We start from the raw sequence: 19,241 nt of genomic DNA, 5'->3' as shown, positions 1-19,241 counted from the left end.
GTTGGTCGCAGCCGTGCGGGGGAAGTTCATTCGAAGCTGTATCGGATGAGGAAGGTCGGCGGTAGCGGCATCGTGCTATGCTCCGGCGGCAATCGATGGCCGTGACGGCCATTTGGCGGTTGCCGGTCATGCCCAATGAGTAAGCAGAAGTGCCGTTTTAATTGAGTTGCCCCTCTAGCGTGAGGGCGCAACCATCGCCGGACGATCCACCTCCGCCTGGAGTTCCGATGACCAAACTCACCCGCTTTTCCGTCGCGCCGCTGTACGCCATGACGAGCCGTCTCGCCGATGTCGCCTCCGGGCGCGTGATGCCCGACCTCGTCATCACGGGCGCGCGGGTGCTCTCGACCTATTCGGAGCGGATCCATCCGGAACGGGAGGTCTGGATCACTGGCGGCCGCGTCGCGGCGGTGAAACCATCAGGCACGGCGAAGAGGACCTGGAACGGCGTCGCGGCTTACGACGCCGCTGGCGGCATCATTGCGCCGGGGCTGGTCGATCCGCACATCCACATCGAATCCTCGATGGTGACGGCCTGTGCCTATGCCGAGGCGGCGCTGCTGAACGGCACCACCACGATCTTCTGCGACAGCCACGAGATCGGCAATGTCATGGACGTCGCCGGCGTCGAGGCAATGCTGGAGGACGCGCGCGAGGCCCCGCTCTCGATCTTCTTGACGGTGCCGAGCACGGTCCCGGCGACTTCGGCCGAGCTGGAAACTGCGGGGGGCGATCTCACACCTGACAAGATCGCCGGCCTGTTCGACCGTTGGCCTGAAGCCGTGGCGCTTGGCGAGAAGATGGATTTCGTGCCTGTGACCATGGGCGACGAGCGCAGCCATGCAATCCTTGCAGCGGCCTTGAAGCGGGGGCGGCCGGTCTCCGGCCATGTCTATGGACGGGAATTCGTCGCCGCTTACGCGGCATCAGGCGTGACCGATACCCATGAGGCGATCGACCGCGACATCGCCGACGATCTGCTCGATGCCGGCGTCTGGGTGTTCTTGCGCGGTGGCCCGCCGACCACGCCATGGCATTCGCTACCGCAGGCGATCCGGACGATCACCGAGTTGGGGGCATCGCACAAGCGCACCGCGGTGTGCACCGACGACCGCGACGCTGATGATTTGCTTCTGTTCGGCCTCGACTGGGTGGTGCGGGAAGCGGTGAAAGCCGGGATGTCGCCGGAGCAGGCCTGGTCGATGGGCTCGTTGCACGGCGCCACGCGGTTCAACATGGAGGGCGACATCGGCGGACTCGGTGGCGGCCGTCGTGCCGATCTCGTGCTGATGGACGACAATCTCAAGCCGCAATCGACCTGGTATGGCGGCGAGCTGGTGGTGGAGAACCGCAAGATCACGCCGCGCCTCGATCAGGCGCTGTCGCAGCGCTATCAATATCCCAAGGCGGCCTATGTCACCGTCAAGCTGCCAGAGAAGCTCAAGCTGACGCCGGAACTCCCGACGAAGGTCTGTACGGTCAACGCGATCAAGACTGCGCTGCCCGGCATCACGCTGATCCATGAGAAGGTCGTGATCGAGCCGGCCGAGGACTGGCCGTCGCTGTTCGCGCGTTATGGCCTGTGCTTCGTCACTGTCGTGGAGCGCCATGGTAAATCGGCCGGCAACGTCGCCTATGGCCTATTGAAGGATTTCGGCCTGAAGCGTGGCGCGGTTGCCTCCAGCGTCGGTCACGACAGCCACAACATCATCGTTGCCAGCACCAACGAAGCAGACATGCAAGTGGCGATCGCAGCAATCAAAGAGCAGCAGGGCGGCGTCTGCGTGGTTGCTGACGGCAAGGTGAGGGCGCTGGTTCCGCTGCCGATCGCGGGCCTGCTGTCCGACAAGCGCGTTACGGAGGTGGCCGAAGAAGTGAAGGTGCTCAAGAAGGAATGGGCGGAAGCCGGCTGCACCATCCCCTACATGGGCTTCAATTTGATTCCGCTATCGGTCATTCCGGAAATTCGCATCACCGACAAGGGCCTGGTGCTGGTCCCGCAGATGGAGCTGACGCCGCTGTTCGAGTGATCCTGTTTCACAAATTCCTTGATCTAACCGCTTGAGGTGGCCACGGTTTTTCCACAGCTGCCGCATCGTGGAAAATAAAATCTGCTTCGTTGAGATCGCATCCCGCGCACCCGATGATCTCGCTCACTGAATTAACGGAGCGAGGTCTGATATGGCGAAGATGCGAGCTGTCGATGCAGCCGTGCGTATCCTGGAGAAGGAAGGCATCTCGACCGCCTTCGGCGTTCCCGGGGCCGCGATCAATCCGCTTTACTCGGCGCTGAAGAAGCGCGGCTCGATCCGCCATATCCTGGCGCGCCATGTCGAGGGCGCCTCGCACATGGCGGAGGGTTACACCCGGGCCAAGGCCGGCAACATCGGCGTCTGCATCGGCACCTCAGGGCCGGCGGGCACCGACATGATCACCGGGCTTTATTCGGCGATTGCCGATTCCATTCCGATCCTCTGCATCACCGGACAGGCACCGCGCGCACGGCTCTACAAGGAGGATTTCCAGGCCGTGGACATCGAGTCGATCGCAAAGCCCGTGACGAAGTGGGCGGTGACGGTGCGCGAGCCGGCGCTGGTGCCGCGTGTGTTCAGCCAGGCGTTTCATGTGATGCGGTCGGGCCGGCCAGGACCGGTGCTGATCGACATGCCGCTCGACGTGCAGCTCGCCGAGATCGAGTTCGACGACGAGACCTATGAGCCGCTGACGGTTTACAAGCCGGCCGCGACGCGCAAGCAGGTAGAGAAAGCGCTGGAGATGCTCAACGCGGCCGAGCGGCCGCTGATCGTTGCGGGCGGCGGCATCATCAACGCGGATGCTTCGGATTTGCTGGTGGAGTTCGCCGAGATCGCCAACGTGCCTGTCGTCCCGACTCTGATGGGATGGGGCGCGATCCCCGACGATCACGTGCTGATGGCCGGCATGGTCGGCCTTCAGACCAGCCACCGCTATGGCAATGCCACGCTCCTGGAGTCGGATTTCGTGCTCGGCATCGGCAATCGCTGGGCCAACCGTCACACCGGCTCGGTCGAGACCTACACCAAGGGCCGCACCTTCGTGCATGTCGACATCGAGCCGACCCAGATCGGTCGCGTGTTCAATCCCGATCTCGGCATTGTCTCCGACGCGAAGGCCGCGCTCGAGCTCTTCGTTGCCGTCGCCAGGGAGTGGCGCCGGTCAGGCAGGCTCCGCGAGCGCCAGGCCTGGCCTGCGGCCTGCCGCGATCGCAAGAAGACTATGCTGCGCAAGAGCCATTTCGACAACGTGCCGATCAAGCCGCAGCGCGTCTATGAGGAGATGAACAAGGCGTTCGGCCGCGACACCACCTATGTCACCGTGATCGGGCTGTCGCAGATCGCCGGCGCGCAGTTCCTCGGCGTCTATAAGCCGCGCAACTGGATCAATGCGGGGCAGGCGGGGCCGCTCGGCTGGACGCTGCCGGCGGCGCTCGGCGTGCGTGCGGCGTGCCCGGATCGCGACATCGTTGCGCTCTCCGGCGACTACGACTTCCAGTTCCTGATCGAGGAGCTCGCGGTCGGAGCGCAGTTCAATCTGCCTTACATCCACATTGTCGTGAACAATTCCTATCTCGGCCTGATCCGCCAGGCCCAGCGCGGCTTCGAGATGGACTATCACGTCCAGCTCTCGTTCGAGAACATCAACGCGCCAGAGCTTGGTGGCTATGGCGTCGACCACGTCGCGGTGGCCGAAGGCCTCGGCTGCAAGGCGATCCGCGTCACCGATCCCAAGGACACGCAGGCGGCATTCGCGACCGCACGCGAATTGATGAAGAAGCATCGCGTGCCCGTGGTGGTCGAGTTCATCCTCGAGCGCGTCACCAACATCGCGATGGGAACGGAGATCGACAACATCGTCGAATTCGAGGAGGTGCTGGACCTTCCGCTCGATGAGGTCGGAAGCACGCGCGTGCTGCAGCCGGCGGAATAGGGGATAGCCATGCCAAAATTCGCAGCCAACCTCACCATGCTCTTCGGCGAGATGCCGTTCATCGACCGCTTCGCCGCGGCGAAGGCGGCAGGTTTTGCCGGGGTCGAATATCTCTTTCCCTATGATTTCGACAAGGCACAGCTCCGCGAGCAGCTCGAGGCTCACGGGTTGACGCAAGTGTTGCACAACCTGCCTGCCGGCAACTGGGGCGCCGGCGAGCGCGGCATCGCGATCATGCCCGATCGCGCGGCCGAATTCCGCGATGGCGTATTCCGCGCCATCGACTATGCCAAGGCGCTCGATTGCGATCAGCTCAACTGTCTCGTCGGCATCGCGCCTGCGGATGCCGACCCGCGCGAACTTCAGGAGACACTGGTCGGCAATTTGCGCTTCGCTGCTTCGACGCTGGCGCGGGAAAACATCAAGCTGCTGGTCGAGCCGATCAACACGCTCGACATTCCCGGCTTCTTCCTCAACGGCACCGAGCAGGCGATCCAGCTCATCTCCGAGGTGCGGTCGAACAATCTGTTCGTGCAATACGACATCTATCACATGCAGATCATGGAGGGCGATCTCGCCCGCACCATGCAGGAATATTTGCCTGAGATCGCGCACATCCAGCTTGCCGACAATCCCGGCCGGCACGAGCCGGGTACCGGCGAGATCAACTATCCCTTCCTGTTCCGCCATCTCGACGCGATCGGTTATCGCGGCTGGATCGGCTGCGAATACAAGCCGCGTACCACGACGCTGGAAGGCCTCTCCTGGCATGCCGCGCAGACCTTCGAGACCTGAGGACATCTGACATGATCGACATCGGCTTTATCGGACTTGGCACCATGGGACGGCCGATGGCCGACCATCTTCTGGCCGCGGGCCATCGCGTTCTCCTGCATGACGTTGCGCCCGTGGCGCCCGAGCTGATCGCAGCAGGCGGCATCGCCTGCAATTCGGCGAAGGAGGTCGCGGAGGAGGCGGACGCCATCATCATCATGGTGCCGGATACGCCGCATGTCGAAGCTGTGCTGTTCGGCAAGGACGGCGTCGCGGATGGCATTTCCAAAGGCAAGATCGTGGTCGACATGAGCTCGATCTCACCGCTGGCGACCAAGGAATTCGCAAAGAAGATCGAGGCGCTGGGCGCGGACTATCTCGATGCGCCGGTGTCGGGTGGCGAAGTCGGTGCCAAGGCGGCGAGCCTCACCATCATGGTGGGCGGGCCGGAGCGGGCCTTTGGCACCATGAAGCCGATCTTCGACAAGATGGGCAAGAACGTTACGCATGTCGGCGCCAATGGCGATGGCCAGACGACGAAGGTCGCCAACCAGATCATCGTCGCCTTGACGATCGAGGCAGTCAGCGAGGCGCTGCTGTTCGCATCCAAGGCCGGCGCCGATCCGGCGTTGGTGCGCAAGGCGCTGATGGGCGGCTTTGCCTCGTCGCGGATTCTCGAGGTGCATGGCGAGCGCATGGTGAAGCGCAATTTCGATCCGGGCTTCCGCATCGAACTGCACCAGAAGGATCTCAACCTTGCGCTTGAAGGCGCGCGTTCGCTCGGCCTATCGCTGCCGAGCACGGCAGTGGCGCAGCAATTGTTCTCGTCTTGCACCGCGCATGGCGGCAAGGGCTGGGATCATTCGGCGATGGTGCGCGCGCTGGAACTGATGGCGGGCCACGAGATCGCATCGGCCTGAACTGTTACGCGGTAACACTCGCCAGATGTGATGCAACTTTCGCCGCGCGGGAACCGGAACAACGCTCCGGCCCCGCAGTTGAAGGGGCATCAACAAGCACTGGAGAGTTAAGGACATGAAGACCCGTCTTGTGATTTCGTTGGCTGCTGTGTCGCTGCTGGCGTCGAGCGCGGCCTTTGCACAATCGACCACCGAGGAGGGCGCCCGGAACGGCGCGCGTGCGGGCGGCGATATCGGCGGCCCGGTTGGCGCGATGGTTGGCGGCACCGTGGGTGCGGCGGTTGGCGCCGGTCTCGAAATTCCGAATGCGGTGCTGGGTGGTATCCCACGCGATGATTCCGTCGTGGTTCAGGAGCGCGTCGTGGTCGGCGAGCCGCTGCCTCCGACTGTGGTGCTGCGCCCCGTGCCCAACTACACCGAGTATCGCTACGCGGTGGTGAACGATCGCCGCGTGATCGTCGAGCCGCGCACGCGCCGCGTCGTCAAGATCATCGACTGATCGGCTGAACGTCAGGCCTTGAAACAGAGGCCCCGTGGAGTAACGCTCCGCGGGGTCTCGTCGTCGTCAATGTCTGGATGTCAAAGCAGCTCGCGCACACCGAGGCCGTGCATGAAGCGCTCGCGGATCTGCACGGGATCCCTGCGCGTGGTTCCGACGCCGGGCTTGTCGTCGATACGCAGCGCGATCAGGCTGGGCTCGTCGGTCGACATGGCCAGGTCGACCAGGCGCTCGAAGTCCTCTTCGTCCGCGGCGCAGGCACTGTTGGTAAGGCCAGAGCCCTGGGCGATCGCGACGAGATCGGCGACGCCGGCGGCAGGTGTCGGTTGTGCGCCTGTGATCTGGTAGATGCCGTTATCCATCACGATCATGATCAGGTTCTTCGGCTTCAGCGCCGCGATGGTCGAGAGCGCGCCGAGCTGCATCAAGAGCGAGCCGTCGCCTTCGAGCGCGAAGACGCGGCGGTCAGGCTGCGCCAGCGCGACGCCGAGCGCGATCGGGAAGGCGAGGCCCATGCTGCCCAGCATGTAAAAGTTCTGCGGGCGGTGGCCGGCGGCCCAGAGGTCGAAATTGGTGTTGCCGATGCCGCCGACGACGGCTTCTTCGTGCTTGAGCTTCGCGACCAGGCGCGATGTCACATCGAAGCGATTCATCACTTTGGTGTTGCGTGTGGTCATGGCCGGGCTCACTTGTCGAAAACCTTGCCGCCGGTGAGCAGCGGGTTGAGGATCAGCGCCACCGGCGCCTGGGTCGTCACCGCCTGCTTGATCGAGCGGTCGGCGATGAATTCGAGCTCGTCCAGCCGGGTGATGGTGTGGTGCTCCAGCGCCAGCGAATCCAGCACCGGGCGCATGGTGCGGCACACCAGCGATTGGCCGTAGTTGAACTCGCCGAGCGTGCCGCGCTCGGAGACGAACATGATCAGCGGGATCTGGTAGGGCACAGCGAGCGAGGCGAGCGTGTTGGCGAGTGTCGCAAAGCCCGAGGTCTGCATCAGCACTGCGCCGCGCCGGCCGCCCATCCAGGCGCCGGAGACGATGCCGACGGCTTCTTCCTCGCGGGCTGTCGCAAAGGTCGTGAAGAAGGGATCGGCGTGCAAATTCCTGATCAGCGGCGTCAGCACGCGGTCGGGCACATAAGGGATGAGGTTGATCTCGTTCCGCTTCAGGGTTTGCAGGACGATGCTATGCCAGCTTCTGTCGCCAGCCGCCTGTCCCGCCTCGAACGAGGTCTGCTGCTCCGCCATCGCCATCGCGTTCTCCCCTGTGCCGCGCATGTTTCTTCTTTGTCCGTCGCGGTGGTCCGCCGAACTTGACGGAGCGGGCGGGATTGTCAACATGTCCGGGCCGGCACCGTGATCTGCGCCAGACGGCCTGCCTTGGCCGGCACCGCCATGCCATAAGCGGCATAATGAGAAAACGGGAGGGACGTTAGGTGTGGGGCGCGCATTGCGCTGACCTTGCGGGTCTCCGTAAGAGAGCCGGAAGGATCCTGATGTCGGTCAACAGCAAGCGCGTCTTCTACGTCAAATATCTGGCCAACCCGATCTATGTCGACATCCTGAAGGCGCGACCCGACGTCCGGCTCGACCGCATCGAGAACGAGAGCCCCGAGGATTTTTACGCCCCGATCCTCAGCGCGGCTCATGTCTACCAGATCGGCGCCGCCCGCGACGAACTGGCCTCGCATTTCCATGTCGATGCGGCCTTCCTGAAGCGCACGCCGAACCTGCTGCTGGTCTCCAGCAACGGCGCCGGGTTCGATCCTGTCGACGTGGAGGCCTGTACCGATGCCGGCGTGCTGGTTGTCAATCAGTCCGGCGGCAACGCGCATTCAGTCGCCGAGCACGCGCTGGCGATGATGTTGACGCTGTCCAAGCGGATCATCCAGTCCGACCGAAAGCTGCGGCGGGAGTCCAACGTCAACCGCAACGATCTCGTCGGCAACGAGATCGAGCACAAGACCATCGGCATCATTGGTCTTGGCAATGTCGGGCGCCGCATCGCCGCGCTGTGCAAGGGCCTGTTCGGCATGAAGGTGCTGGCCTACGACCCGTATCTCTCGAAAGAGGTGATGGCCGAGCGGGGCGGCGCGAAGGTCGAGCTCGACGAGCTGCTGCGCCGCGCCGATTTCGTCTCGATCTCCTGTCCGCTCAACAAGGGCAGCCGCAACATGATCAGCACGCGCGAATTCGGCCTGATGCAGCCGCACGCCTATTTCATCACCACGGCGCGCGGCTTCATCCACGACGAGGACGCGCTGCTGGGGGCGCTGCGCGACAAGCGCATCGCGGGCGCCGGCCTCGATGTCTGGTCCAAGGAGCCGCCGCCGCCGGAGCATCCGCTGCTGCAATTCGATAATGTTCTGGCGAGCCCGCACACCGCGGGCGTGACCGTCGAGGCGCGCCAGAACATGGGCCGTATCGCCGCCGAGCAGGTGCTGGAGACGCTCGACGGCAAGCGGCCGCCGCGCATCATCAATCCCGAGGTCTGGCCCGTTTATGCCGAGCGCTTCAGGCAGGCCTTTGGCGTCACGCCGGGGTAGAGGCGCGAGGTCTGATCGCGCTCCGGACGTTGGTTACGAGGAGGAGCACAGAAAGCGACGGATTTTACTGATGTTATGAGGGAACGTGTATGACTTGTCCTGTAGATCAGGGGTCATGAGCATACTCTCGATTGCGACGTCAGGACTTTCCGCGGCGAGCTTGCGTGCGAACGTGGCCGCGAGCAACATTGCAAATGTTCGCACGACCGGCCCGCTCCCTGCGTCAGATGGATCGAGCACATCGACCAGCGCTGGAAGTTCGAACACGAATTCAATTGATCCCGCGGCTTATGTACCGCTGCGCGTCGATCAGCTCGACCAATCGAGCGGTTCGACGCAGGGGGGCACGAGCGCAACCGTGTCGACGGTGTCGCCGAGCTATACCGCGCAATATGACCCGAGCGCTTCGTTCGCAAACCAGGACGGCATGGTCGCGACGCCGAACGTCGATCTCGCTGACCAATTCGTTCAGCTGGCGACCGCGAAGTACAGCTACATCGCCAATGCGAAGGTCATTCAAGCCTATTCCGAGACGGAAAAGACCCTGCTCGACATCACGACGTGATGGCTGGTGTCGCCCAAATGAGCAGCGGGAACTTCCCCAGGCCTTGATCCGCGTCAAAATCTCCCTCCCTCATCTGCCCTAAATGGGACTAGAGTGCCGGCGGTAGCAGGAGGTCCCATGTCAACTTATGTCGTCACGTTCATGAAGGACGTGCTCGGCCAGTACGGCCGGCAGAGCGAAATCTGCCAGGGCACGCTTGAGATCGACGCCGCCGACGAGGACGAAGCCAGGGAGCGGGCGAAAGCGAAGTTTTGCAAGGACCAGGCGTTGCATCATTGGTCGTTGCATGCCGACCGCATCCAGGTCAAACCAGCTGACTTTCCCTCGTAAGGCTCAGCGGCCCGGTGCTGCGACAGGTGGCGGCGCGGTGACGCCGGCGCCGAGCGAGCGCTGCACCATGGCGGTATCAGACCAGCGGCCGTGCCGGTAAGCCACGCCGCAGAGCAGGCCGACGCGCGCAAATCCGAACTTCTCGTGCAGCGCCAGCGAGGGCGCGTTGTCGGCATCGATATAGCCGATCATCTGGCGGAATCCGGTCGCCGCGCAGGCATCGATCAATTCCTGAAGGAGCAGCCGTCCGACGCCGCGGCCGAGATGCTCGTGATGGACGTAGATCGAGTGCTTGGCCGTATAGCGATAGGCCGGTCGCTTGCGAAACAGCACCGCATAGGCATAGCCGACGACCTCGCCGCGATACGTCGCGACCAGATGTGGAAGGCGGGTCTGCTTCAAATTCTTGCGCCGGTCGCGCAGATCGTTCGGCTCCGGCGCGCCGGTTCCCTCGACATCGCGCGGCACGCCATTGCGGACGTGATGACGATAGATCGCCATCATCGCCTCGACATCGCTCTCGCGTGACGCCCGGATCACGACCGGTTCGTCATCTGAACGCGCTACTGCTGTTTTGTTCATCGGCACCTACTCAGTGACGACATAGGTATAGAGCCCGATGCGACCCTTGGCATCGACTTCCTTGTAGACGCCCTGGATTTCCACATCGAAGCCCGGGAACGTATTGAAGCAGGTCTCGAACATCTTGAGATAGTCCACCATGGGCTTGGCGCGTTCCGTCAGCCGCTCGCCGGGGACGATGGTGGCAATCCCGGGCGGATAGACCACGAAGGGCGTGGTGGCGATGCGGCCGGCGACCGCCTCGATCGGCAGATAGTCGACGTCGTTCTTGAACAGATAGCGCGCAGCATCGCGCGGTGACATTGCGATCTCGGGCATGTGCTCGGGCATGAACTGCCGCGCCTGGAGCGCACTGACATCGGCGGAGCGGAAAAAGCGGTGCATCTCGCCGCAGAGGTCGCGCAGCCGCACGCCGGCATAGCGCCCCTGCCGCCGCTGGTAGAATTCCGGGATGGCGTCGGCCAAGAGAGCGTTGTCGTCATGCAGCTTCTTGAAGGCAACGAGGCCTGATATCAGCGTGCCGGCTTTGCTCGCCTCGACGCCGGGCGTGAGCAGGAAGAGCAGGGAGTTGAGGTCGTTCTTTTCGGGCACGATACGGTTTTCGCGCAGGTATTGCGCGACGACCGGCGCGGGGATGCCGTGCTCGGCATAGGCGCCGGTGGCGCGGTCGAAGCCGGGGGTGAGCAGCGTCAGCTTGTTCGGATCGGTCATGGCAAAGCCCTCGGCCATGCCGGGGAAGCCGTGCCAATTGCTGTCGGGCGAGAGGTGCCACAGCGCTGGATTGGTGGCGAGTTCGTCGGTCGACAGCGTTTCCCAGGCGACATTGTGCGTGCCACCGGGGCGGCTGACGTCGGAAATGGCGACGCGATCGGGAACGAAGGGCTCGAAGAACCAGCGACGGTCGGGATTTTGCTCCTTCTCCTCAAACTCCCGGCGCATTGCGCGGATTTTTTTGCGCAACTCAATGCCGAGGCGAATTGTATCGTCCCAGAGCACCTCGCCCGATCGCCCCTTCATCATCTGCGCACCGACATCCAGTGACGCGAAGAGGGGGTAGAAGGGAGAGGTCGAGGCGTGCTGCATGAAGCTTTCGTTGAAGCGGCGATGTTCGACGCGCCGCTTCTGGCCGCGGATGTGGCGGTCCTTGATGTGGATCTGCGATGCCTGCGAAAAACTCGCAAGCTGCTTGTGGGTTGATTGCGTCGCGATAATCCCCGGCGCTTCCGGCGGAAGGTTGGCAAGGCCCATCGCGAAGCGACCTGCATAGAGCGGGTGAAATTTCATGAAGCCGGCCCAGGCCTCGTCGAACAGAATGTACTCGCAGAGGTGACCAATGCGCTTCAGGATCATTTCAGCGTTGTGGATCGTGCCGTCATAGGTGCATTGCTCGACCACGGCGACGCGGAACGGCCGTTCCTTGCGCCAGGCGTCCTTGTCCGTCACCAACGGGTGATTGCGGATTGCCTCGCGCAGGGCCTTCTCGTCGAGCAGATCCCAACGCATCGGACCGATCAGGCCCCAGGCGTTGCGAATGGTCGGCACATAGACGGGGATGCCGCCGCCGATCATCAGCGCGCCGTGATGGGCGGCCTTGTGATTGTTGCGGTCGAACAGCACCAGGTCGCCGTCGGTGACGAGAGCGCCGAGCGCGACCTTGTTCGAGGTCGAAGTGCCGTTGAGCACGAAATAGGTTTTTTCCGCGCCAAAGATCTGCGCGGCTTCCTTCTGCGCTTTCAGCGCGGGGCCTTCATGGGTGAGGAGGTCACCGAGATCGAGCACGGAATTGTCGAGATCGTCGCGGAAGACGGATTCGCCGAGATGCTCGACGAAGACCCGGCCGATCGGGCTGCGGTTGTAGAACACGCCGCCATTGTGGCCCGGGCAAGTCCAGAGCTGGTTGCCTTCCTCGGCGTAGTCGACGAGCGCACCGAAGAACGGCGTTTTCAGCGTCTCGGCATATTGTTTCAGCCGGCTGATCAGGTTCTTGGCGATGAAGGGCGGGGTCTCTTCGGACAGGAAGACATAGCCATCGATGAAGTCGAGCAGTTCGACCGGCAAATCTTCGAAGCGCTTGCGTCGGATCAGCAGGATGATCGGGAAGTCGAGACCGCGGCGCCGCATCAGGTTGATCAGCGCCGAGGTCTTGCCCTCGAGCCCTTTCTTGCCCCAATCCACCACCATGCAACCGATCGCGGCATCGGTCTGCACGGCAATCTCGGCGTCCTCCAGCTTGCGGGCCCGGACCACCTCGAAGCCGGAGCGCTGGATTTCCTCGATGATCTGGTTGAAGCGGACGCCTTCGAGGTCGTCGGCGTCGAACACAGGTGCGGCGAACAGGAAGTTGAAGCGCTTGAAATAGTCCATGGCTTGTCCCGAATATGCGGAGACGGACAGGTCTCTGCACATTCAGTGACAGTTATATGACAGAGGCGGCAATTGGGCGCAGGTAGTGCTCCTACCGTTTCGTTTCGCCGAACACCACGGTCGGCACCGCGCGGTTGACGACCTCGCGCAGCGCGAAACTCGATTGCACGCGCGCGACGCGCGGCAGGCGCGACAGCTCGGTGCGGTGGATGCGTTCGAAATCCTGGATGTCGCGGGCGAGCACGATCAGGATGTAGTCGTCGGTGCCCGACATCAGAAAGCAGCGGACGACCGAGGGGCATTTCACCACCTCCGCCTCGAACGCCTTCAGCGCCTCGTCGCTCTGGCTCTCCAACGCAATGCGCACCAGCACTGTCGTGGTGAGGCCGAACTGAGCGAGGTCCAGCACGGCCTGATAGGCCCGGATGTAGCCGTCGTCCTCCAGCGTCTTCTGGCGCCGCGCCAGCGCCGTACTGGACAAGCCAACCTTGTTGGCAAGCTCGGTATGGCTGGCGCGCGCATTGGTCGTGAGTTCCGCGAGAATGGCGAGGTCTTTGCGGTCGAGGGCCAAGGTTTCGATTCCGGCGTGAAAGGGCACTTCCGCGACCGAAACCGGCGCGGAGAGGCCGAAGCTAGCGGATATTTGCACGAAACCAAACTGCCTGCGTCGCTACGATCTCAGGGTGAATCAAAAAGGAGACCAGGATGCGCATCGGTGTGCCCAAAGAGATCAAGGTCCAGGAATATCGCGTCGGGCTCACCCCGGGGGCCGTCCGCGAATATGTCGCAGCCGGGCATCAGGTGACGGTCGAGACCGGCGCCGGCAGTGGCATTGGCGCGTCCGACGAAGTGTACCAGCGGGCAGGGGCCTCCACTGCCGCGAGTGCGCGTGACATCTTCGCCAGCTGCGACATGATCGTGAAGGTGAAGGAGCCGCAGAAGAGCGAATGGGCCCAGCTCCGCGAAAGCCAGATCCTGTTTACTTACCTGCATCTCGCGCCGGATCCCGAGCAGGCCAAGGGCCTTCTTGAGTCCGGCTGCACAGCGATCGCCTATGAAACGGTCACCGACGCCGCCGGTCACCTCCCCCTGCTGGCGCCGATGAGCGAAGTCGCCGGCCGCCTCGCCATCGAGGCCGCCGGCGCCGCGCTCAAGCGCTCGGCTGGCGGTCGTGGATTGCTGCTCGGTGGAGTGCCCGGCGTGCAGCCGGCGCGCGTCGTCGTGCTGGGGGGCGGCGTGGTCGGAACGCAGGCCGCGCGCATGGCCGCGGGCCTCGGCGCGGAGGTTACCGTGATCGACCGCTCGATTCCGCGCTTGCGCGAGCTCGATGATCTCTTTGCCGGACGAGTTCGGACCCGCTTCTCCACGATCGAATCTGTCGAAGACGAGGTGTTTGCCGCCGATGTCGTGATCGGTGCGGTCCTGGTGCCCGGCGCGAGCGCACCAAAACTCGTCACGCGAGCGATGCTGAAATCGATGCGGCCGGGCGCAGTCCTCGTCGACGTCGCCATCGACCAGGGCGGCTGCTTCGAGAGTTCGCACGCGACGACACATGCCGACCCGACCTACGAGGTCGACGGGGTCGTGCACTATTGCGTTGCGAACATGCCGGGCGCGGTGCCGGTGACATCGAGCCAGGCGCTGAACAATGCGACGCTCCCGTTCGGCCTGATGCTGGCGAACAAGGGTTTTGCCGCGGTGCTGGAAAATCCCCATTTGCGCAATGGGCTCAACGTGCATCGCGGTCGCATCACCAACAAGGCGGTGGCGGAGAGTCTCGGGATGGAATTCGCGCCTGTCAGTAGCGGGCTGGCGGCTTAGAGTCGCGAGGTCTACGCCTTCATCAATCTGTACTGCCGCATGTCGGGATCATGCGTCATGCGCCAGTAGTCCACGAAGCGCCACGGCATCGCCGAGAATACGCGGCCGCTTGCGTTGCGGTAGTAGGTGCTCATGCCCGGATGGGTCCAGATCATCGCCTCGTGCTCGGCATCGACTTTGCGAACGTAGTCATCGAGCACCTCCGGGCGGACGTCGATCGCGACGATGTCGTGCTCGATCATGTTGGCGAGGCAGGCGGAGATGTAGCGGCTCTGGCACTCCGACTGGAAGATGACGCTGCCGCCATGCGCCGGGCCTGAATTCGGCCCGAGCATGCAGAAGAAGTTGGGAAAGTCGGGAACGGTGAGGCCGAGGAAGGCGGTCGGATTGTCATTGGCCCAGGCCTCGCGCAAATTCTTGCCGTCGCGGCCGCTGATATTGAGGCGCGCGGCCATCTCGGTGACCTTGAAGCCGGTGGCAACGACAATGATGTCGGCGGGCCGGTGCTTTCCGTCGGCGGTGACGATGCCGCTTTCGTCAAAATGGTCGATCGTGTTGGTGACGAGCTCGACGTTGTCGCGCGTCAAAGTTTTGAACCAGTTGTTGTCGAGCAGGATGCGTTTGCCGTAGGGCGGATAGGTCGGCACGCATTTTTCGATCAGGTCCGGCCGGTCCTTTAGCTCGGTCAGGATGAAGTCGGTCAATTCCTGGCGATGCCGGTCGTTGCCCTTGTTGACGGCGCGCTCGGGATGCGGCCAGGCCGGATCCTTGCGCAGGAACGGCAGCAATCCGTCGCCATAGCGCCAGAACATGTTGAAGCGATACCACTGCACGTAGAACGGCAGATGCGCGAGCAGCCAGCGAGCGCCTTCGGTGATGGGATCGGCGTAGCCCTTCACCGGCCGCGCCCATTGCGCGCTGCGCTGGTAGACCGTGACGGAAGCAACGCGCCCGGCGATCGTCGGCACAAGCTGCATCGAGGTTGCGCCGGTGCCGATTACGGCGACATGCTTGCCGTCGAGCTTGATGCTATCAGACCACAGCGCCGAGTGCAGGATCGTGCCGTTGAAATCCTCTTCGCCCTTGAAATGCGTGCGCGAGGGATCGTTGAGCTGGCCGATGGCCGAGACCAGCGCGGTGGATTCAAAGATCTCTTCGCCGTTCTTCGTCTTCAGCGTCGAGATCCAGCGCCGCTTGCCGTCGTCCCAGTGCGACGCCGTCAGATCGGTGTCGACGCGCAGATGCTTGCGGATGCCGTACTCGTCCGCGACCTTCTTGAGGTAACCGAGCAATTCCTCGCGCTGGCAGAAATAGCGCGTCCACGCATTGCCCGAGCCGAACGAATACGAATAGGAGTGATTTGGCGTATCGACGCCGCAGCCGGGATAGCGGTTGATCCACCAGGTGCCGCCGAGCTCGGCGTTCTTCTCGACGATGGTATAGGGGATGCCGAGATGGCCGAGCGCCACGGCCAGCGCGATGGCGCAGACGCCGGCGCCGACGATGAGGACATGCTGTGCGGCAAGCTTGTCGTCCGTAGGCCGCTTGGTCCAGCGCGCCACGCGCGAGACAAAGCCCATCTCCTCGCGCATCAGCGGCGCGTATTCGGGCGCGACGTTCTCACCGAGACAGGCGCGCATCATCTTGAGCAACAGCTCTTCGCCGGGATCGGCGATGACAGGTCTGGGCGTGATGTCGGCAAACAGCCTGACCACGGCGGCGCGGATCTCGTCCTGGATCTCGCGGGGTACGCCGGCCTCGGGATCGGGGATGAGGCGGATGTCGCGTTTGGGCAGATAGGGCGGCTCCAGCCAGCGCTCGTCGCCGGTCATGTGCACCAGCACCATAAGGAGGCAGCGGATGTCCGCTTCCGCGATGGCCGAGCCGAGGTCGAGCGGCTTGCGGGGAGATTCGACGTTCATCGTCTTCTTCTGATTTCCTTGCGGGTTGCGGCACGGTAGTGGACAGGGGCGGAATCGTCTATGCGGCAGGCCGCCGGCCGTGTTCCGGTGCCTGAATGGGGCAAAAGAAGAAAACTATTGCCTCGCGGCCTCCGAGCAGAAGGAGTTTCCCTTCCGGGAGGGAAAAACGCCAATCGCTTCCATTGCCGTTTGGGGCCGAAACGACGACATTTCGGATCAGAAGTGGATGGATTGACGGCCATGGAACGCACAGGATTTGAGCCCTTCGGCGAGCAGCTGGTGTCCGCAACGGACACCCAGGCGCAGTCGCGCAGCTCGAAACTGTTGCTGCGGGTCGGCACCGGCGTGTTCTGGACGCTGGTCGCGGGTGTCGTGCTCGCCCGCGCGGTGTTCTTCGAGCCGGGCGTCTATGACAGCTTCGGCCACGTCGCCTCACTCGCGAAGAACCTGCTGTTCTGAGCTGGGTTATTCCAGGCTGGGGATAGAACTTCTCTCGGCCCTGATATGCTGAAAACTTATTCCCCGAACGGATCGTCGTGCGTATAAATCTTTCTCCCCAGGGAGAGATTTGTGTCGCAGAATCAAGCATCCAGCCCGGCCGATTCCAAGCCGACCACGGCCTTTAGTCGGATCCTCGCGCTGATTCCCGGCATTCTCATGTGTATCGCCGTCGCCGGCGTCTCGGCCCTGCTGGAGCGGGCCGAGCTTGGCGTGTTCGAGCACCCCTATGTTGAAGCGCTGGTGATGGCGATCCTCCTGGGGATGGCGTTGCGCAGCTTCTGGAAGCCTGCGGCACGCTGGCAGGCCGGCATCGCCTTCAGCGCCAAGCAGCTGCTCGAAGTGGCGGTGATGCTGCTCGGCGCCTCCATCAGCTTTGCAGCTATCGCCGCCTCGGGCATCGCGCTGCTGGCCGCGATCGCGGCGGTCGTCGTGATCGCGCTTTCCGTCTCCTTCGGTCTCAGCCGCATGCTCGGCCTGTCGACGCGGCTGTCGATCCTGATTGCTTGCGGCAATTCCATCTGCGGCAACTCCGCGATCGCGGCGGTTGCGCCGATCATTGGCGCGAACAGCGACGAGATCGCGTCTTCGATTTCCTTCACCGCGATCCTCGGCGTGATGATGGTGCTCGGCCTACCGCTGCTGATCCCGCTGTTGCAGCTCACCGCCACGCAATACGGCATCCTCGCAGGTTTGACCGTCTACGCCGTGCCGCAGGTGCTCGCGGCAACGGTGCCCGCGGGCCTGATCTCCACGCAGATCGGCACGCTGGTCAAGCTGATGCGCGTCTTGATGCTCGGCCCCGTGGTCGTCGGCCTTTCGCTGATTGCCTCGCGCTGGCAGACCGGCGCGAAGAAGACCAATGTCGGCTTCTTCCGCCTGGTGCCATGGTTCATCCTGGGCTTCCTCGCGCTGGCGACCTTGCGTTCGCTGGAGATCGTGCCGGGCACGGTGGTGGGGCCGGTGACGAAGATCACAAGCTTCCTCACGGTGGTGTCGATGGCTGCGCTCGGTCTCGGCGTCGACGTGCGCGTGCTGGCGAACGTCGGAGGAAGGGTGACCGCGGCGGTGACGCTGTCGTTGATGCTGTTGCTCGGCATCAGCATCGCGCTGGTGCACTGGTTCAAGTGAGATCGCCTTGCTCTCTGGACTTCCCCCGCCAGGCGTTTATTGGTTTCGCAACGTGATCGGCCGCCGTTCGAACGCGGCCGGTTCGGAAAACAGCGAGGACGCCCGCCATGACGAGTTTGACGGTTAAAGACCTTCTCCCCGAAGATGGAACGAAGGGATCGCTGGTCGGTCGTGTCTGGCTGCCTCAGGCGAGCGGCCCGGCTGTTGTCGCCGTGCGCGCTGACGGCGTCTTCGATGTCACTGCAAAGTTCCCGACCGTCAGCGCCCTCTGCGAGGAGGACAATCCGGCCAAGGCGCTGGCAGCGGTCAAGGGCGAGCGCATTGGCGATCTCGAGGCCATCGTCGCCAACACGGCGCCGGATCGGCGCGATCCGAACAAGCCCTGGCTCCTCGCACCGGTCGATCTCCAGACCTTGAAGGCCGCCGGCGTCACCTTCGCGATCTCGATGCTGGAACGCGTCATCGAGGAGCGGGCCAAGGGCAATCCGGCCTCGGCCGAAGCGATCCGTAAGGAAGTGACGCGGCTGATCGGCGACGATCTGTCAAAACTCAAGCCGGGCTCGGACCAGGCGATGCATCTGAAGCAGGTGCTGATCGACCAGAACGCCTGGAGCCAGTATCTCGAGGTCGGCATCGGTCCCGATGCTGAGGTCTTCACCAAGGCGCCTACGTTGTCCTCGGTCGGCACCGGCATGGATGCCGGGCTGCATCCGAAGTCGACCTGGAACAACCCCGAGCCCGAGCTCGTGCTGTTCGTCTCCAGCCGCGGCAAGATCGTCGGCGGCGCGCTCGGCAACGACGTGAACCTGCGCGACTTCGAGGGCCGCTCGGCGCTGCTGTTGTCGAAGGCCAAGGACAATAATGCGTCGTGTTCGATCGGACCGCTGCTGCGTTTGTTCGACGACACCTTCACGCTCGACGATGCCCGCAAGCTCGATATCAGCCTGAACGTGAAGGGCACCGATGGCTTCGTGCTCGACGGCCATTCCTCGATCAGCATGATCAGCCGCGACCCGACCGACCTCGTCGGTCAGACCATCGGCAAGGTGCATCAGTATCCCGACGGCTTCGTGCTGTTTCTCGGCACGATGTTCGCGCCGGTCAAGGATCGCGATGCGCCGGGGCAGGGTTTTACGCACAAGCGTGACGACATCGTCACGATCGCCGCGCCGCAGCTCGGCAAGCTCGTCAACCGCATGCGGACCAGCGACGAGTGCGAGCCCTGGACGTTCGGCATCGGTGCGCTGATGAAGAACCTCGCGCAGCGGAAGCTGATTTAGCGCAGCTCCGTTTTCGGTTCGCTTACGCGCGTCGGCATGACGGAT

General features: G+C 63.4%; 18 protein-coding genes. 12 read left to right on the top strand and 6 right to left on the bottom strand.

Annotated features, from left to right (window positions below; translation table 11 throughout):
- Positions 1-227: 227 nt before the first annotated feature.
- The 5 genes from M2427_RS29515 (at position 228) to M2427_RS29495 (ending at position 6,159) form a co-directional block, all read left to right on the top strand.
- Positions 228-2,030 carry an adenine deaminase C-terminal domain-containing protein gene (locus tag M2427_RS29515; protein WP_280710395.1) on the top strand — a complete coding sequence of 601 codons (1,803 nt, stop codon included), beginning with the start codon at positions 228-230 and terminating at the stop codon, positions 2,028-2,030.
- Between the two features lie 151 nt (positions 2,031-2,181).
- The gene (gene gcl / locus M2427_RS29510) at positions 2,182-3,966 is read left to right on the top strand and encodes a glyoxylate carboligase (protein WP_280710394.1); all 1,785 of its coding nucleotides are present in this window, start codon (positions 2,182-2,184) and stop codon (positions 3,964-3,966) included.
- A 9-nt stretch (positions 3,967-3,975) separates the two neighbouring features.
- Positions 3,976-4,761, top strand: coding sequence for a hydroxypyruvate isomerase (gene hyi, locus M2427_RS29505; protein ID WP_280710393.1), 786 nt, complete (start codon positions 3,976-3,978; stop codon positions 4,759-4,761).
- Between the two features lie 11 nt (positions 4,762-4,772).
- The gene (locus M2427_RS29500) at positions 4,773-5,660 is read left to right on the top strand and encodes a 2-hydroxy-3-oxopropionate reductase (protein WP_280710392.1); all 888 of its coding nucleotides are present in this window, start codon (positions 4,773-4,775) and stop codon (positions 5,658-5,660) included.
- 115 nt (positions 5,661-5,775) lie between these two features.
- On the top strand, positions 5,776-6,159 hold the full coding sequence (locus M2427_RS29495; protein WP_280710391.1) for a DUF1236 domain-containing protein: 384 nt from the start codon (positions 5,776-5,778) through the stop codon (positions 6,157-6,159).
- An 80-nt stretch (positions 6,160-6,239) separates the two neighbouring features.
- Here the strand turns inward: M2427_RS29495 and M2427_RS29490 are convergent, their stop codons facing one another.
- Both M2427_RS29490 and M2427_RS29485 read right to left on the bottom strand, forming a co-directional pair.
- The gene (locus M2427_RS29490; RefSeq protein WP_280710390.1) at positions 6,240-6,836 is read right to left on the bottom strand and encodes a thiamine pyrophosphate-dependent enzyme; all 597 of its coding nucleotides are present in this window, start codon (positions 6,834-6,836) and stop codon (positions 6,240-6,242) included.
- 8 nt (positions 6,837-6,844) lie between these two features.
- Complete coding sequence (locus M2427_RS29485; protein WP_280710407.1) at positions 6,845-7,411, bottom strand: thiamine pyrophosphate-binding protein; 567 nt, start codon at positions 7,409-7,411, stop codon at positions 6,845-6,847.
- A gap of 242 nt (positions 7,412-7,653) precedes the next feature.
- Here M2427_RS29485 and M2427_RS29480 point away from each other — a divergent pair, with 242 nt between their 5' ends.
- From M2427_RS29480 to M2427_RS29470, 3 genes are all read left to right on the top strand, one after another.
- Positions 7,654-8,703, top strand: a complete 1,050-nt coding sequence (locus M2427_RS29480) for a hydroxyacid dehydrogenase (protein WP_280710389.1) — start codon at positions 7,654-7,656, stop codon at positions 8,701-8,703.
- A 115-nt stretch (positions 8,704-8,818) separates the two neighbouring features.
- Positions 8,819-9,268 carry a flagellar basal body rod C-terminal domain-containing protein gene (locus M2427_RS29475; RefSeq protein WP_280710388.1) on the top strand — a complete coding sequence of 150 codons (450 nt, stop codon included), beginning with the start codon at positions 8,819-8,821 and terminating at the stop codon, positions 9,266-9,268.
- Between the two features lie 117 nt (positions 9,269-9,385).
- Positions 9,386-9,598 carry a hypothetical protein gene (locus M2427_RS29470; protein ID WP_280710387.1) on the top strand — a complete coding sequence of 71 codons (213 nt, stop codon included), beginning with the start codon at positions 9,386-9,388 and terminating at the stop codon, positions 9,596-9,598.
- Between the two features lie 3 nt (positions 9,599-9,601).
- Here the strand turns inward: M2427_RS29470 and M2427_RS29465 are convergent, their stop codons facing one another.
- From M2427_RS29465 to M2427_RS29455, 3 genes are all read right to left on the bottom strand, one after another.
- A complete protein-coding gene (locus M2427_RS29465) occupies positions 9,602-10,180 on the bottom strand; it encodes an N-acetyltransferase family protein (protein WP_280710386.1) in 579 nt (192 codons plus the stop codon).
- A 6-nt stretch (positions 10,181-10,186) separates the two neighbouring features.
- Positions 10,187-12,544, bottom strand: a complete 2,358-nt coding sequence (locus M2427_RS29460) for an Orn/Lys/Arg decarboxylase N-terminal domain-containing protein (protein WP_280710385.1) — start codon at positions 12,542-12,544, stop codon at positions 10,187-10,189.
- A 91-nt stretch (positions 12,545-12,635) separates the two neighbouring features.
- Positions 12,636-13,115: an Lrp/AsnC family transcriptional regulator gene (locus M2427_RS29455; RefSeq protein ID WP_280710384.1), complete on the bottom strand. Its 480-nt coding sequence runs from the start codon at positions 13,113-13,115 to the stop codon at positions 12,636-12,638.
- A 134-nt stretch (positions 13,116-13,249) separates the two neighbouring features.
- On the opposite strand from M2427_RS29455, the gene ald reads away from it, so the two are divergent.
- On the top strand, positions 13,250-14,365 hold the full coding sequence (ald, locus tag M2427_RS29450; protein WP_280710383.1) for an alanine dehydrogenase: 1,116 nt from the start codon (positions 13,250-13,252) through the stop codon (positions 14,363-14,365).
- An 11-nt stretch (positions 14,366-14,376) separates the two neighbouring features.
- Here the strand turns inward: ald and M2427_RS29445 are convergent, their stop codons facing one another.
- Positions 14,377-16,287, bottom strand: a complete 1,911-nt coding sequence (locus M2427_RS29445; RefSeq protein WP_280710382.1) for an NAD(P)/FAD-dependent oxidoreductase — start codon at positions 16,285-16,287, stop codon at positions 14,377-14,379.
- Between the two features lie 240 nt (positions 16,288-16,527).
- Here M2427_RS29445 and M2427_RS29440 point away from each other — a divergent pair, with 240 nt between their 5' ends.
- From M2427_RS29440 to M2427_RS29430, 3 genes are all read left to right on the top strand, one after another.
- Positions 16,528-16,746 (top strand): hypothetical protein, encoded by a 219-nt coding sequence (locus M2427_RS29440; RefSeq protein WP_280710381.1) that lies wholly within the window; start codon positions 16,528-16,530, stop codon positions 16,744-16,746.
- 111 nt (positions 16,747-16,857) lie between these two features.
- Positions 16,858-17,916: a putative sulfate exporter family transporter gene (locus tag M2427_RS29435; protein WP_280710380.1), complete on the top strand. Its 1,059-nt coding sequence runs from the start codon at positions 16,858-16,860 to the stop codon at positions 17,914-17,916.
- A gap of 107 nt (positions 17,917-18,023) precedes the next feature.
- Positions 18,024-19,196: a fumarylacetoacetate hydrolase family protein gene (locus M2427_RS29430; RefSeq protein WP_280710379.1), complete on the top strand. Its 1,173-nt coding sequence runs from the start codon at positions 18,024-18,026 to the stop codon at positions 19,194-19,196.
- The last annotated feature ends 45 nt before the right edge of the window (positions 19,197-19,241 follow it).

The organism is Bradyrhizobium sp. BR13661, from assembly GCF_029892425.1.
Classification (GTDB): Bacteria; Pseudomonadota; Alphaproteobacteria; order Rhizobiales; family Xanthobacteraceae; genus Bradyrhizobium.
The sequence above is the reverse complement of the archived record's forward strand: the minus strand, read 5'-3'. Positions and strand labels throughout refer to the sequence as shown.

Excerpts from the sequence above, each read along its gene's own strand:
- M2427_RS29515 (WP_280710395.1), top strand. The coding sequence starts at position 228 with ATGACCAAACTCACCCGCTTTTCCGTCGCGCCGCTGTACGCCATGACG.
- gcl (WP_280710394.1), top strand. The coding sequence starts at position 2,182 with ATGGCGAAGATGCGAGCTGTCGATGCAGCCGTGCGTATCCTGGAGAAG.
- hyi (WP_280710393.1), top strand. The coding sequence starts at position 3,976 with ATGCCAAAATTCGCAGCCAACCTCACCATGCTCTTCGGCGAGATGCCG.
- M2427_RS29500 (WP_280710392.1), top strand. The coding sequence starts at position 4,773 with ATGATCGACATCGGCTTTATCGGACTTGGCACCATGGGACGGCCGATG.
- M2427_RS29495 (WP_280710391.1), top strand. The coding sequence starts at position 5,776 with ATGAAGACCCGTCTTGTGATTTCGTTGGCTGCTGTGTCGCTGCTGGCG.
- M2427_RS29490 (WP_280710390.1), bottom strand. The coding sequence starts at position 6,836 with ATGACCACACGCAACACCAAAGTGATGAATCGCTTCGATGTGACATCG.
- M2427_RS29485 (WP_280710407.1), bottom strand. The coding sequence starts at position 7,411 with ATGGCGATGGCGGAGCAGCAGACCTCGTTCGAGGCGGGACAGGCGGCT.
- M2427_RS29480 (WP_280710389.1), top strand. The coding sequence starts at position 7,654 with ATGTCGGTCAACAGCAAGCGCGTCTTCTACGTCAAATATCTGGCCAAC.
- M2427_RS29475 (WP_280710388.1), top strand. The coding sequence starts at position 8,819 with ATGAGCATACTCTCGATTGCGACGTCAGGACTTTCCGCGGCGAGCTTG.
- M2427_RS29470 (WP_280710387.1), top strand. The coding sequence starts at position 9,386 with ATGTCAACTTATGTCGTCACGTTCATGAAGGACGTGCTCGGCCAGTAC.
- M2427_RS29465 (WP_280710386.1), bottom strand. The coding sequence starts at position 10,180 with ATGAACAAAACAGCAGTAGCGCGTTCAGATGACGAACCGGTCGTGATC.
- M2427_RS29460 (WP_280710385.1), bottom strand. The coding sequence starts at position 12,544 with ATGGACTATTTCAAGCGCTTCAACTTCCTGTTCGCCGCACCTGTGTTC.
- ald (WP_280710383.1), top strand. The coding sequence starts at position 13,250 with ATGCGCATCGGTGTGCCCAAAGAGATCAAGGTCCAGGAATATCGCGTC.
- M2427_RS29445 (WP_280710382.1), bottom strand. The coding sequence starts at position 16,287 with ATGAACGTCGAATCTCCCCGCAAGCCGCTCGACCTCGGCTCGGCCATC.
- M2427_RS29440 (WP_280710381.1), top strand. The coding sequence starts at position 16,528 with ATGGAACGCACAGGATTTGAGCCCTTCGGCGAGCAGCTGGTGTCCGCA.
- M2427_RS29430 (WP_280710379.1), top strand. The coding sequence starts at position 18,024 with ATGACGAGTTTGACGGTTAAAGACCTTCTCCCCGAAGATGGAACGAAG.